The sequence below is a fragment of the Streptomyces sp. NPDC044033 genome, assembly GCF_056434425.1.
In genome coordinates, this window is record NZ_JBWKFF010000042.1 from 20,161 (window position 1) to 34,244 (window position 14,084).

A 14,084-nucleotide genomic window follows, 5' to 3' on the forward strand; every position below is an offset into this window, starting at 1 on the left:
TGGCGCCCCAGCCCGTCGTCCGCGCTTGTCACAGCCCTGCCGGCTCCGGACTTCTCGACCGCAGCGCGTCCGTCACCTGCGGCTCGTAGTCGGCGTACACCGTGCTCAGTTCGTTGTTCAGGAGGAGCCGGCGCATCGCCACGCGCTGGATCTTCCCGCTTGTGGTGCGCCGGACCCCGCCACGCCGCAACAGGCCGACGCCGCCGAGAGGGACACCGAACTCCCGGACCACCGTCTGTTTGATCCCGTCGGTCAGACGCCTCAGACGGTCCTCGGCCAGGCGCCCGCGGACCTCGTGCGTGACGACCAGGACCGACTCGGCACCGAGCGGCACTGTGAACACGGCACCGGCACCGGCGAGTTCAGCGTGCCGTGCCCGCAGCTCCCGCTCGATGTCCTGCGGGTACAGGTGACGGCCATGCACGGTCAGCATTTCCTCGAGCCGCCCGGTCACGTACAGCTCGCCGTCGTGCACGGCCCCGAGATCGCCCGTACGCAGAAAGCCGCCCGGCAGGAAGGCCCGCTCCGTCGCAGGGGCATTGTTCCAGTACTCCTTGGCGAGGCTGGGGCCGCGCAGCCAGATCTCACCGATGCCTCCGGGCGCCGACTCCTCGCCGGTCCGCGGATCGACGATCAGCACCTCGTAGTCGCGTGGCGTCCCGCAGCTCACCAGTTCGACACCAACCTCGGTCGGCACGAACTGGTGCTGCTTCAGCCGTTCGGCGTCGACCGTCGTCACCACGGCCTTGCGGTGTGCCGCACCGGACACGAAGACGGTCGCCTCCGCCATGCCGTAGCACGGGCACAGCGCGTCGTCCCGGAGTCCCGCGGAGGCGAACCGTTTCGCGAACGCGTCCAAGACCGCGATGTCAACCCGCTCCGAGCCGTTGGAGGCCCCCAGCCACCGGGACAGGTCCAGCCCGGCCATCTGCTCGTCGGTGACCCGGGAACAGCACAGCTCGTAGGCGAAGTTCGGAGCTGCGGACCAGTGGATATCGTACTTGTCGATCAACTGCAGCCAGTGGTGCGGCCGTTGCAGGAAGGCACTGGGGCGCATCAGCACGCAGGTGCCGCCAAGCAGCAGAGCCGGCAGCAGGTGACCGAGCAGTCCCATGTCGTGGTAAAGCGGGATCCATCCGCCCAGCCGGGATTCAGCCGTCAGCCCGAGCGCGCGGCGCTGGCTGTCCACGTTGTGCAGGAGGTTGCCGTGGCTGACCATCACGCCCTTGGGCTCCCCGGTCGAGCCGGAAGTGTACTGGAGCATCGCGAACGTCCGGTGGTCCAGCTCTTCCGGCGTCCAGGAGTCCGGGTCCGCCAGGCCGCCGCTGTCCGTCGCCAGCACCCGGGTACCGGTGACCTTCTCTGCCTCGGCCCAGGCCAGGACGGCGGGCAGGTTCTCCGTGTCGGTCAGGATCGCGGAAGCCGCGGCATTCTTGGCGATGCCGCTTACCCGCGCCTGCTCGTGGCGGTACCGGCCGGGCAGCGGTGCGGGGACGGCGGCTGTTCCCGCGTAGAGACAACCGAGGTACGCGGCGGCGAAGTCGAATCCGGTCGGGTACAGCAGCAGCACCCGGGTACCGACAGGGAAGCGGGCGCGCAGCCACGCGCCGATCCTTCTGGCCTCGGCGTCCAGTTGGGCGTATGACCACCGGGCTGCGCCGTCGGCCCGCTCCACATCGTTGACAAAGATCACCGCGGTGCGTTCCGGCGACGCGAGTGCGTGCTCGCGCAGCACCGCGGCGGCGCTGGTGGCGTGCGGCAAATCGACCATGACCCTGGTTCCCTCTCTCCAGCCGCATGCACGGCCCGATACTCCCCGGACGGACCGCTGGGCCTCGTCAGGGTTGGTTGGTGCGGTGGTTGGCCTTTCGGGCGACGGTGTCCTGCGAGTCCCGGACGTGCTGCCGGACCCGGAGGACGACCGGTCACAGCCTCACGCGTCGGCAAGCCCGGCGAGCTCGGGGCGTGCCACGAACAGCTCCCGGGCCTTTGCCCGCTGGAGCTTTCCACTGGTCGTCTTGGGGATGCTCCGCTTGGGAACCAGGTGGATCCCGGCGGGGGTCACACCGGTCCGGGAGCTGACCGCGGTCCGAACGGACTGGCGCAGCGATGCGCGCTGCTCGCCGTCGAGTTCTGTCTCGACGATCAGGTGGAGTTCTTCGGAGTCGGTGCCCTCGGGCCGGTGTCCGACCGCGATCACGGCGCCTAGGCGGACACCGGGCACGGTCTCCGCGGCCTGCTCGAAGTCCGAGGGGAAGTAGTTGGCGCCCCGGATAATGACGAGGTCCTTGGCCCGGCTGGTGATCCGCAGGCCGCCGTTGCGCAAATAGCCGACGTCACCGGTCTTCCACCAGTCCGGCGCGTCCATCGACGCGGCGGACTCCTCTGGAAGGCCGAAGTATCCGGCCGTGCGCGAGGGACTGCGGAACTGGACGTGACCGATCTGGTTCTCCCCCAGCGGGCGGCCGTTGTCGTCCACAATCCGGACCTCCGCGCCGGCCACCGGCTCACCGCAGTCGACGACCTGCACCGCGTTCGCGCTCTGCGGGTCGACATCGACCGCCCGCGTCCCGGTGGCGGCGGACTGCCGGTCGATGGAGTCGAACGTGAACGGTGCGTGCAGCCGTTTGGTGGTGATGACCAGCGTGGCCTCGGCCATGCCGTAGCCCGGTGTGAACGCGTTGGAGGGCATGCCCCACCGGGTGAAGCGGTCACCGAAGCGCTGTGCGGTGGTGGGCTGGATGGGTTCCGCTCCGCAGATCGCAACGCGCCAGCACGACAGATCCACGCCGTCGAGTTCCTCGTCGCGCACTCGGGAGGTGACGTAGCCGTAGGCGAAGTTCGGCGCGGCCGCGACGGCGCCGCGGTACGTGCTGATGTGCCGCAGCCACTCGGCCGGTGCGCGCAGAAATCGAGTGGGCGGCATGAGCACCGTGTTCCCGCCGACATAGACCGGGCACAGGATCCCGGTGACCAGCCCCATGTCGTGGTACAGCGGCGCCCAGCTGACGGTCGTGTCCGCGCGCGTCCACCCGACGGCACCCGTGAATTGTTCGCAGTTGGCCGCCAGATTGGCGTGCGAGATCATGACGCCCTTCGGCCTGCCCGTCGAACCGGAGGTGCACTGGATCAACGCCAGTTCGTCACCGCTCGGCCGGCGGATGGGATGCGTCGGCGCGTCGCTCGCAGTGGCGCGGGCATGGAGCGCGGCACCGTCGATCAAGCTGGTCTCGGCGAGTTCGGGGAGGGCCTCGATGACCGCTGCCGTGGTGATGATCGCGGTCGGCCGCAGATATCCCACGAGTTCCTTCAGCTGGCCTTCGAACCCCGCGGCCCCTCCGAAACGTATCGGTACGGCGATCGCCGTCGGTATGGCTCCGAGCAGTTGGGTTCCGAAGAACGCGGTGATGAACTCCGCGCCCGTGGGCAGACAGAGCAGTACCCGGTCGCCGTGGCCGACGCCGTGCTCGGTGAGGGCTGCCGCACACCGCGCGGCGTTCTCGACGAGGGTGTCGTACCGCACCTTCTCCTCTCTGTCGGGTTCCGGGATCAGCGTCACCTCCGATCCATCGGAGCCACGTTCCGCCTCTGCCAACAAGGCGTGCCACGTACTCGGGAAGCGCGGTCCCATTGCGGTCATCCGATGTTCTCCTCGATAGCGCTGCTGAGCTGGTCGACGACCCACGGTCGTACCGAGATGTCGTCGGAGACGATGCGGGCGGGGTGAAACCCGTGCCGAACGGCCAGATCCCGGGCTGCCAGCACGCCTTCCGAGGTCAGGCCGCCGTAGGACGGGCTCGGCGTCGTGGGTTCGAAGCCGAGCAGGATCGTCTCGGCCAGGCAGGAGTAGAGGATTCCCGGCGGCAGCGTGATGCCGGGGAAATGGGGCGTCTGCACGCCAGGAAGTTGAATGCGGCCACCGGACACCAAGGTGACGTTCGACAGGCCCGCCACTGCCGGATGGACGTCGCCGGGGACGGCGAGGTCACAGACGAGCACCTTCCGATCACCGGCGAGGTGATACGGAAGGATCACTGGATCCGAGGAGTTGGTGGCGCTGACCACGATTGGGCAGTCCCGCAGCGCGTCGAGGTCATCGGCTATCGAAACGTCCGTGGCATCAGTGAGCCGGTCGGCGACCGTTGCGAGTCGCCGCGCCGAACCGGGCCGGCCGACCAGTACCAGCGAATCACAGTGCGAAGCGATGAGTTCGGCCATCACCGCGCCGATATTGCCGATGCCGCCGACGAGTCCGACATGACGCTCCCCGGCGCCGGATTTTGCCAGCTGCAGGCGGAGCAGGTCGTAGGCGCAGGCAGCGGTCAGCGAATTACCCGACGTCACCCTGATGTCGTTCTCGACGACGTCCCGTGCGGCATTGGTGGCGATCGAGGTGTGCCCCCCGAGGCCGATGACGTCGGCGCCGAGCGAGACACCCAACTCCACCGCGTCGAGCACCGTCCGGCGCAGCCACGGCCCCTGCCCCGCCCTCAGGGCGGCATTGGCCTGGGCAGCGGTGAACGGCACCGCCACCATGACGACCTCGACCTCCCCCTGAGCCTCGGATGTGATGCGATGCCGGACGACCTCGAACGGGTCCAGCTCACCCTGCATCCGGTGGAGAGCCGCCGCACACTGCTCGTCCGACCAGTCCGCCAGTTCCGGCGCCATCGACCAGAGCTTGCTCGGGACGTCCAGGTTGGCGAGGAACGCAACGCGGGGCACGTCGGCCCGGCTTCCGCTGGGGCGGACCGGCCGGTCCAGGCGGGGCAGCGGGACATGCTGGGGCGGCTGCCACTCGCCGGTCGCCGGTACGGTCAGATGCTCGAGCAGCGTCGCGTAGTCACCGCGGGAGAGCAGCCCGGCAACGTCCTCGAACGCGGCGGCGATACGGTCCACATCGACCGGTTCGAGCAGCGCCGACGGCTGAACCCGGACTGTCGTGGGGGCCGACAGGGTAGGGATGACCCTGATCCGGTGCGTGTGCAACAGACGGCCCGCGATGAGGTAACCCAGCGACTCGGAGTCGAACACCTCTCGCATCAGACCCGAATCGGGCCGCGGCAGGTAAAAGTCGACGCCCAGGAGCAGTCCGCGTCCGCGTACCTCGGCGATGGCATTCGGCCACCGTGCCGCCACCTCTGTCAGCCGGTCGCGCAGGAGCGTGCCCACCTCGTTGATCCGGTCGCGATAGGCGAAGGAGAGGTCCAGCGCGGCCGTCGCGATCCGCGACGAGAAGTCGTCATCGGCGAAGGTGGACGTGTGGTGGCGACCGAAGTCCGGTACGTACCGGTTGTCGGTGACCAGCAGCGCCGAGACCTTGGCCAGCCCGCCCCCGAGGGACTTCGAGAGCAGGTAGTAGTCGGCGACCACGCCGGAGCTCTCGGAAGCGAGGAAGGTGCCCGTACGCCCCATGCCGCACTGGATCTCGTCGAACACCAACGCCGCTCCGTGCCGATCGGCCAGCTCGCGCAGCGCGGCGAGGGTCTCGACCGGCACCTCGTGTACCCCGGACTCCCCCTGGATGGGTTCGGCGAAGCAAGCGGCCACCGGCGACAGATGGCGCACGGCGGAGTGCGGCACTCCGGCGGAGTCGACAGTGACCGAGTAGACCGGGACGCGTTCGGAATTGAGCGCGCTCGCCACTTCTTTCGGCGTCCAGTCGTGCAGTCGCCGGTGCTGCGGTCCCGGTACGTGCAGATCCGCGGGCACGTTGTCACCGTGCGTCATCGTGCCGGCGCCGGTTGTCTTGCCGTGGAAGGCGTTCCGCAGCGAGACGAAGACCGGATCCGTCTGCCGCATGTCGGCGATCCTGTCGAGCGCCTCGCTCAGCAACTCCGCGCAGGGGCGCCCGGCCGCGGGCCCGCTCGCGCAGGGGACGTCTGCGATGCCGTCGCGCCGCACGCGCCGCAGGGACAGTTCGAACTCCTCCTGCAGGGCGCCGAGTCGCCTTCTGTGCTCGACCGTCGCGTGTTTCACCGCGGCTTCCACCGCGTCCGCGCCGGTGCTTCCGAGGGTGACCACGTAGCTCGCACCCGTCGTGGCGCCGACGATCTCCGACAGCCGCTGTGCCAACTCGGCCGCCCCTGGGCGAATGCTGGCCTGTGCGTTGAACGGGATCTGTTCGTCGAGACACCGCCGTGCCACCTCGACCAGCGCCGGGTGGTTGTGTCCGAAGAGCGACGAACCCGCACCGCCGACCAGGTCCAATACCTGAACCCCGGCTTCGGAGCGGTCCCCTCCGCCCCGCGGTTCCTGGGTCAGGTGGTCACCTTGGCCGGCTCGATAGGTCACATCCAGGTTCAGCGCGCGAAAGAGCCTGGCGAATTCCGGCCGGGCGTAGCGCGCGAATCCAGAGTCGGCGTTCATGCGGCGCTCTCTCCCTGCCCCGCCCGCACCGTCAGCGACGCGGTGACCTGGTCCACCACGTCCCGCAGTGTCCGCATCGACGCCGCCTGCTCGTCCGAGATCCGCACGTCGAACCGGTTCTCCAGCTCCACGATCAGATCGATGGAGCGAACTGAGTCGAGGCCGTAGTCCACCAGCGGGGCATCGGGGTTGAGTTCAGGCACCTGCAGTCGGTTGCGGAACAGTCCGTCGACGACCTCGAAAACATCATGAGTCATTGTGTTCTTTCCCTATTCGAGGCGAAATTTTGAGTTCAGCGCCGTATAGCCACGGCGAGCGAGGGATCTGACTGCGAGCGGACCCACACCGGTACCGATTCGCCACGGTACGAAGCGGTCAACGCCCTGTCGGACCGGGTGAGTTCGATCCGCCAGAACACGAAGTCGCCCTGTGTGCCGATTCCGTTCAAGGCCTTGAAGGCCGCTTCCTTGGCTGCGAACAGCTCACACGGGAGGTACTCCCCGACCGGCGCGAGCAGGGTTCGCCGCTCCCGCTCGCGAAAGACGAACCTGGCCATGCGCTCAGTCACCGTCGCGTTCTCGATGTCCACACCGACCGCCTCGGCACCGGGCACTACCACCGCGACCGCCAGGCGCTCGGTGTGGGAGATCGAACCGGGGAACCCTCGCGGGAAGAGCGGTCGGCCGTCGGGACCACGGGGCACGACCCGATCGGCCGACCCGGCCGAGGCCAGCGTCGCGGCGGCCGCGAGACGGCCCGCCGCGAACTGCTGAGCCGGCCCGTGCGGCCACGGCACCGGGTGGGTTCCCAGCAACGTCGGCGCCGCGATGCCCGCCGGAACTTCCAGCTCGCTGACCACCGTGCGCCCTTCAGTTGCGCAGCGCCACGACGTAGCCCGCCAGCGAGTCGATCGAGCGCAGCACCTCCGGCTGGACCCCGTCGTCCCACTCGAAGCCGAACGCGTCCTCCATCGCCACCAGTAGACTGACCAGTGCGGTGGAGGACACTCCTGCCTCGCGGAGCGACACGTCGTCCGACACTCCGCTGACGAAGCGGTCGTTCCCGAACAGGTCGGCCAGAAGTCCGCGAATGCGCTGCCGGACTTCGACTGCCGTGTCAGACATGCGATTCCACTTCTTCGATGAACTTGCGGACGATCGCCTGGAAGCCCTCGGGGTCGTCGAGGAAGGGCACATGGCCGGCATTCGGCATGATCTCGCAGCGGCCGTTCGGGAACAGCGCGGCCAGGTCGTGACCACGTCCCGGGCTCAACAGAATGTCGTCGTCGCCGAGGACGATCACGGTCGGCGCGTCGATGCGGGACAGCAACCCGGGGCTGGTGTCACCTTGCTGAACGAGCGATAGTCCGTTGGTGAGCTCCTCGGAGGTGTTCATCGCCAGGAAGCTCTCCCGCAGCCCCAGGAAGCCCGGAGTGCCGCCCTCCTCGTTCATCTCCCCGGCGATCACCTCGGGGTACATGTGGTTGTATAGCGCGGCGACGCCCTCGTTCTTCAGTGTCAACAGCCACGCCCGGTTCAGCTGCCGGTGCCGCCGCATGCCCCGTAGGCCGAAGACCGGGCCCGCCAGCACCAGTCCCTTGACCCGGTCCGGGTGCGCCAGCGCCACATCCCTGGCGAGCTGGGTGGAGGCCGACGTACCGACCAGATAGGTCGACTCGATCTCCAGAGCATCGAGCAGGCCGATCACATCCGCCGCGTGCTCTTCCCACGTCGGCTCCTGCCCGAGGCGCGAGGACGCGCCGTGGTTGCACATGTCGTACGTCACGACGCGGTGGTTCCGGGCGAGTTCCCCGGTGTACTCCCGCCAGAACGGACTGGTCAGGAAGAAGTTGTTGAGGCAGGTGATGGCAGTGCCTTCACCACTGGACTCGTAGTAGAGCTCGACACCGTCCCTGGTGCGAACGCGCGGCGCGTCCGCGCGGTACGACAGGTCCTGCTGCCCCTGTCCTTCATCAACTGGCACTGACCTCCACCCTTCTCCTGTTCCTGACGGTTACGGCGCCCGGAAGGATGCGTGCGAATGCGGTGACGACATCGGCCGCGGAGACCTCATCGGAAACGGCGCTGCAGGACCGGCCGCAGTACATCGCCATTTCCTCGATCCGGCCGGTGGTCGCATCGGTCGGCACCGCTGAACTGAATCGCGGCACCAGGTACGGCTTCCCTTCGACCACCGTGCGGCCGATGAACTTCTTGGGCTGCCCCGGTTCGGCGGTCGCGGCTGTCGCCAGCACGCGGTGCCGTCGGCCCGGCCACCCGATCTCGTAGACATCGGTGATCACGGTTTCGCTCTCGTCGGCGGCGGTAACCGCCGCCTTGAAGTGGGCGTGAGCCCGCGATTCGAGCGCGACGACAAAGGCGGTACCCAGCAGCACGCCGTCGGCGCCCACGGCAAGTGCCCGACCGGCCTCGTCGGCCGAGCCGATCCCGCCCGAGGCGACGAGGCAGGCGTCGGGCAGCTGGGCGCGCAGCGCGACGACCAGCTCATCCCGCTTCGTCGTACCGAGGAGATGGCCACCGGCCTCGACGCCCTGTGCCACCACCACAGCGCCCCGCTCGGCCGCGTGTACACCGTCCGCGACGGACCCGACCTGGACCACCATGGGCCGGCCGGTCGCACTGACGCGTTCGAACACCCCGTCCTCGGGCATACCGAAGAAGGACAGGTGCACGTACTCCGGTGTCTCGTCGAGCACCTGCGCCACCTGGCGATCAAGCTCGTCCGGCCCGACCACCTCCGGAATCAGGTTCACGCCTACAGGCCGATCGGTCCCCGCGGTCAGCCGGGCGAGCATGGCCGACAGCGCGCCGCCGACCAGCTTGTAGCCGCCGGCACAGCCCGCCGCTCCGGCGTTGGACACTGCGCAGGCGAGCTCCGCCCCCGCGACACCGCCCATGCCCGACTGCAGCAGACTCACGTCGATTCCTAGCACATCTGCCAATGTCGGATGCATCAGCCCAGGCCCTCGACCGCGGACACTGCGGCGGCGGTGCTGCCGAACCGCTGGGTCAAGGTGTGCACCCATCGCTCGAGGCCGAAGGCCAGGCAACTGGTGTGCGCCGTGGCATCGGCTACCTGGATGGCGCACCGCTCACCGAAAAAGTTCCGGTGGTAGTTGACCGAGCCGATCGCCAGGCCGTTGACGACGAACTCCTCCTTCACCGGGAACAGCCGCTGCATCTTCGCCTTGCCGCTGTTCTTGTCGAAGAACGGGTCTGTGGCGACACCGAGTTGGACATCAAGACCGAGTTCGGCGCACAGCGCGATCACGGCGTCCTTGGCCCGCAGGACATGGTTCTTCGCGTCGTCCTCAGGGCCGATGCAGACGATCTCTCGCATGGAGAAGCCGAGCAGCCGCTGCAGGCCGTCGTAGTGGTTCTCGTTGCGGAAACACGTGCCGACGGTGGTCCGCATCGTCCCGCCAGGGGGCAGCGTCGCACCGGCCAGGTCAACATAGATCGCGTAGCAGGCCGCCGACAGCAGTGCGAAGCCGCTCGGCTCCATCACGTCGGTCGGGATCCGGTCCAGCGGTCGTGTCGCCTCGGCCAGCAGCGGGCCGACGCGTTCCGGGTCGAGTCGGGTGGCGGTGAGGCCCAGATGCGGAAAGTTGTCGTAGTAGTCGAACTTGTCGAGGTCCTGGCACCGCATCAGAAACGGGTACCGGACCTCCGGGGCGTCCCAGCCGTCGGCGAGGCGCCGGAACATCGTGTCGATGGCTCGCAGCAAACGCAGTTGGCCGCCGTCGAGGGTGCTCAGGCCGTTGTCAGTCACTGTGGTCATCGCACTGCTTTCTGCTTGAAGAATCGTGCTTCGATCGTCTTGACGGTGCGAAAGTCGTCCAGGTCCACGTCCTCCGGATCGATCGACTCGCCGGTCAACTCCTCTAGCAGGAAGATGAATTCGACGAAGGCCAGCGAGTTGATGGCCCGGCTGTCGATCAGATCCAGATCGTCGGATACGTGGCCGAGGTTGGGGTTGCGTCCCATGACGAACTCCCGGACTGTCTGTATCGGATCGGTCATTTGACGATTTCCCTGCCTACGCCCGCCTTGGAAAGGAACCTTCTCGTCCGCTTGAGCACCTCATCGTGCGCCTTCACCCGAGCGGGGTGCTGCAGCGCGCGCCGTCGCAGCGCCAGCGCGTCCGGGATTCCCGCGTCGCGGTAGGCAGCCGGGTTGTAGAGGGTGCCGATGCTGTACTGCAAGTAGTTCTCGAGATACTCGGCAAGCGGCGGCACCTCTGCCGGATCACGCTCGACCACCTGGCCGAGCAGGTTGGTAAAGATCATCCGGCCGAACGCGACATGCCTGCTCTCGTCCTGGTGGTGCACCCGGTTGATCTCGCGGGCGATGTGCGGCAACGTCTGATCGGTCGCCATGTGCGCGTTGAAGTAGTCGACGATCTCCTCGAAGATCAGGATGCGCACGAACACGATCAGCTCGCGGGCCACCGGGGAGAGGTGCTCGCTCGAGTCCACCTTCAGTGTCGGCTGCGCCGGATAGAGCTTGCCGCCGTAGCGCAGGCAGAACTGCGCGAAGAACCACATGTGCTCGTTTTCCTCACCGATGAAGTGGTGCAAGAACTCCGAGACATCCGCATAGGTTCGCTCGTGGATGCGCATCACGACTTCGCTCATCAGCTCACGGATGCCGTGGATGTTGAGGCTGAAGAAGTTGATCGCCTCGAACTTGGTAAGCGCGATCTGCTGCCCGCGGGTCAGCTCGTCCCACATCGGTGTGCCAGCCAGCGTGGTCAGGCTCTCGCTCATCCACGGCTGGTCTGGCTCGATGACGTCGGGCCAGTCGAACATCGTGTACGGGTTGTAGTAACCGGATTCGGCCAGGTTCTCCAGCCGGTCCAATTCGAGAACAACCGGCTCGATTTCACATACCGCCATTTTTACTCGTCTTTCTTGCCACAGTGGCCGAAGTATCAGATTTAACGCACCGCACGAATGTCTGCGCGCACCTGGATCGGTAGCTGCGAACCGCATTCGTGATAGCCGAGAGCCGCATTACCGGACGCTGTAGAAGCGATCACCTTGTTGTAGATCGATCCGAGGCACAGCTCCTGGAACGCCTCAGTGTTAGCCGACAGTCGTGCGGCCAGCTGTGCCTTGGCGATGTCGACGGTCCTGAGCGCACCGTCGTCGTCCTCGACCTCCACACAGGCGTGCGGCAGATCGAGGGCCCCGCCGAGCACGCCGCAGAACCAGCCTCGTTTCGCCTCGGCCCGATACCCGGCCGCGCGGAAGCGCTCGGCCAGGAACAGGCTCGCCGCGATACAGCTCGTGGCGCCGAGGGAATGCACCAACTGGTAGTCGGCCTGCATGGGGACGGGGATCATCTGCCAGCGATAGCCGGCGTCCAGATAGTCGTGGACGAGCTGCCACAGCACCGGCGAGACCAGGGGGGTGCGCGCGCCGGTCGTGGTGACCGTCGCCGCGTACTCCGCGGAGCCCGAGCTCGCAGCCGGCGCCATCACATCGGCAACACCTCCGCCGAATCGGACGACATCCGGTTCCTCGAGGCGCCATGGCGCGACCCCGGCGCAGTCGACGCATTCCATCCGGACCCGGAAGTCCCAGGACTTCGTACGCAGGAGGTCGTCGACCGGCCGGCCTGCGAACCGGAACAGCATGCGGAACGCGAGTTCCGGCTGCGTCGTGGTCGTGCGTGAATACATGCCGAGGTTGTAGAGGTCATTTACGTCGAAGTGACGTACTCCGGACCGGTCCTCGAACGGCAGACCCGCGTCGACCAGAGTGTCGATGTCCGCCGAGTCGCAGCCGAGCATTTCCCGCGCCACGGATTCCGGTTGGGTCCCTCTTGAATGCTCGGCGGGAATGAATTCGATGGAATCTGCCACTTTCCCCCAGGACACACCCGTGGTGGTGGATTGGTGCGGCACGACCTACCTCCCCCAGTCGTCAAATGCGCTGGCTGGATTCCAGCCAGCGATATGGACGCTAGCAGTCGGCAATCACACCGCGACAGATTCACTTCACATTCATCGCCATGCATTTTGCATGGGAAAACAATGGTCGACCTCGGGGCATGAACGTCTGCTGAGGTTGCACGTGCGAGGTCACCTCGGAGAGGCGCTCCGTGCCACTCGCGCAGCCGGCGGCGGAGCGACGGCGGACACGGGATCGGGATGCCAAGGGATGCGCTTCAGACCCTCGGGGTCCGGCCCCCTTCAGATCCACTGAAGACCTCGGGCAATGCGGAGGGCGTCAATACGGTTGCGCGCACCTATCTTCGCCACCATGGACGAAATGTAGTTACGCACCGTTCCCTCGGACAGGCACAGTCGCGCGGCAATCTCCTCCATCGTGTCGCCGCGGTCGAGATGCTCGAGCACGGACAACTGCCGCAGGGTCAGCGGACAGTCCCCATTGGCCACGGCCGCGACCGTCAGCTCCGCGTCGAAGGCCCGCTCACCCTGGTGCACCAGATGGATGGCCTCGAAAAAACGGTGAGGCGGAGCGCCGCGCCGCACCATTCCATCGATTTCTCCGGTAAAGGCCCGGCGGACGACCGATCGGATGCACGCAGTCGCCACCAGCAGGGTTCGGACTTCCGGAAGGATCGCAATCTTCTCCGCAATGTCGACCGCCTCCCTCTCTCTTCCCTCGAAACTGATGATCACGACATCGGGTTGGTGCAACTCGGCGAAGTCCAGCGTAGCTTGTTTACTGCCCGCCGATCCCGCGACTCTGATCTCCGGGCGCTTTTCCAGTAATGCTGTGAGCGCAGATCGAGACAGATCCAACTCATCGAAAACCATTACATTGATACCCACTCAACTCCCCCATCAATGAGATGACGAAACGTTAGCGCATGCGTACGGAAATCAGCCATTCTGTACCGTGAGAACTTTTTTCACTATTCCTGCTCAGTCCTGAAGCTGAGCCTTGAGAGCCCTCTTGTCTCTCATTCCGACAGCGGTCAGCGGCATCCGTCCGAGCGCCACCAGCCGGTCCGGCAGCTTATACGGCGCGATGCCGCGGACCCTGAGCCTGGACCGCACCTCGCCCCCGCCATCCGCACAATGCTCCTCTGCTGCACCGGTCAACACGTCGGGCATGAGTGATCCCCCTCTCCGTACCCCGAGCGCAGGGTGACACTCAGCGCGGATCTGGTCCCGAGCAAGGAAGACTCACCGTAAAGTGAGGCAATTCGGCACCATCGATGCGTTCACTGCGAGGTGCTCGATGAGCCGCAGCGCAGTTTGGCCACCCCAGCCCCCTCAGCCAGACAAACCAATCGACAGTGCATCGTGCTGTCTGGTGCACCGTGTGCCGACACGTCGGTGCTCCCGCACCCTGTGCATGGTGTGGCAACGAGTGCAATACACAGGTCGTGCAGCCCGAGACACCCCCGGACGCTATAGAGCGGACGGTACACCGTCAAGTCATCCGCTGAAGTGGACAGTTCGAATCGTGTCAGGTTCTATGGCCGCTCTGTTGCAGCGGTGGCCGCGTCCGCATGCTGCTGATTGGTTTGCTCCCTTTATGAACAACCCGTCCCTTACAGCGACCTCTTGGAGCATGATGCGTTGGCCCTCCCGCACACCTACTGGACGACCATGGTTGTCCCCCGCCCACAAGGCGGCACTCGCCGGCCTGCTAGGAACCACGGTCGAGTGGTACGACTTCTTCGTCTTCTCCACCGCATCCAGCCTGGTCTTCC

Annotated in this window: 14 protein-coding genes; all 14 read right to left on the reverse strand. The window is 66.6% G+C overall.

Annotated elements, in window-relative coordinates:
* Positions 1–28: 28 nt before the first annotated feature.
* Positions 29–1,771: a fatty acyl-AMP ligase gene (locus AC07AB_RS39120; RefSeq protein ID WP_478577213.1), complete on the reverse strand. Its 1,743-nt coding sequence runs from the start codon at positions 1,769–1,771 to the stop codon at positions 29–31.
* Positions 1,772–1,933: 162 nt separating this feature from the next.
* Positions 1,934–3,559 carry a fatty acyl-AMP ligase gene (locus tag AC07AB_RS39125; RefSeq protein WP_478577215.1) on the reverse strand — a complete coding sequence of 542 codons (1,626 nt, stop codon included), beginning with the start codon at positions 3,557–3,559 and terminating at the stop codon, positions 1,934–1,936.
* A 77-nt stretch (positions 3,560–3,636) separates the two neighbouring features.
* Positions 3,637–6,369, reverse strand: coding sequence for an aminotransferase class III-fold pyridoxal phosphate-dependent enzyme (locus AC07AB_RS39130; RefSeq protein WP_478577217.1), 2,733 nt, complete (start codon positions 6,367–6,369; stop codon positions 3,637–3,639).
* The gene (locus AC07AB_RS39135; protein WP_478577219.1) at positions 6,366–6,626 is read right to left on the reverse strand and encodes an acyl carrier protein; all 261 of its coding nucleotides are present in this window, start codon (positions 6,624–6,626) and stop codon (positions 6,366–6,368) included. Before AC07AB_RS39135 ends, AC07AB_RS39130 begins: the two co-directional genes overlap by 4 nt.
* 35 nt (positions 6,627–6,661) lie before the next feature.
* A complete protein-coding gene (locus AC07AB_RS39140) occupies positions 6,662–7,228 on the reverse strand; it encodes a 4'-phosphopantetheinyl transferase superfamily protein (RefSeq protein ID WP_478577221.1) in 567 nt (188 codons plus the stop codon).
* 10 nt (positions 7,229–7,238) lie between these two features.
* Positions 7,239–7,493 (reverse strand): phosphopantetheine-binding protein, encoded by a 255-nt coding sequence (locus AC07AB_RS39145; protein WP_478577224.1) that lies wholly within the window; start codon positions 7,491–7,493, stop codon positions 7,239–7,241.
* Positions 7,486–8,352: an alpha/beta fold hydrolase gene (locus tag AC07AB_RS39150; protein WP_478577225.1), complete on the reverse strand. Its 867-nt coding sequence runs from the start codon at positions 8,350–8,352 to the stop codon at positions 7,486–7,488. Before AC07AB_RS39150 ends, AC07AB_RS39145 begins: the two co-directional genes overlap by 8 nt.
* Entirely contained in the window at positions 8,342–9,343 is a 1,002-nt protein-coding gene (locus AC07AB_RS39155) for an NAD(P)H-dependent flavin oxidoreductase (RefSeq protein WP_478577227.1), read from the reverse strand. The genes AC07AB_RS39150 and AC07AB_RS39155 overlap by 11 nt, the downstream gene beginning before the upstream one ends.
* Positions 9,343–10,170, reverse strand: a complete 828-nt coding sequence (locus AC07AB_RS39160; RefSeq protein WP_478577229.1) for a class-II aminoacyl-tRNA synthetase family protein — start codon at positions 10,168–10,170, stop codon at positions 9,343–9,345. The genes AC07AB_RS39155 and AC07AB_RS39160 overlap by 1 nt, the downstream gene beginning before the upstream one ends.
* Positions 10,167–10,412: an acyl carrier protein gene (locus AC07AB_RS39165; protein WP_478577232.1), complete on the reverse strand. Its 246-nt coding sequence runs from the start codon at positions 10,410–10,412 to the stop codon at positions 10,167–10,169. Before AC07AB_RS39165 ends, AC07AB_RS39160 begins: the two co-directional genes overlap by 4 nt.
* Positions 10,409–11,287, reverse strand: a complete 879-nt coding sequence (locus AC07AB_RS39170) for a diiron oxygenase (RefSeq protein ID WP_478577234.1) — start codon at positions 11,285–11,287, stop codon at positions 10,409–10,411. Before AC07AB_RS39170 ends, AC07AB_RS39165 begins: the two co-directional genes overlap by 4 nt.
* Before the next feature lie 41 nt (positions 11,288–11,328).
* Positions 11,329–12,300 carry a hypothetical protein gene (locus AC07AB_RS39175; RefSeq protein WP_478577237.1) on the reverse strand — a complete coding sequence of 324 codons (972 nt, stop codon included), beginning with the start codon at positions 12,298–12,300 and terminating at the stop codon, positions 11,329–11,331.
* Positions 12,301–12,588: 288 nt separating this feature from the next.
* Complete coding sequence (locus tag AC07AB_RS39180) at positions 12,589–13,194, reverse strand: response regulator transcription factor (RefSeq protein WP_478577238.1); 606 nt, start codon at positions 13,192–13,194, stop codon at positions 12,589–12,591.
* Positions 13,195–13,287: 93 nt separating this feature from the next.
* Complete coding sequence (locus tag AC07AB_RS39185) at positions 13,288–13,479, reverse strand: hypothetical protein (RefSeq protein WP_478577241.1); 192 nt, start codon at positions 13,477–13,479, stop codon at positions 13,288–13,290.
* Positions 13,480–14,084: the final 605 nt, after the last annotated feature.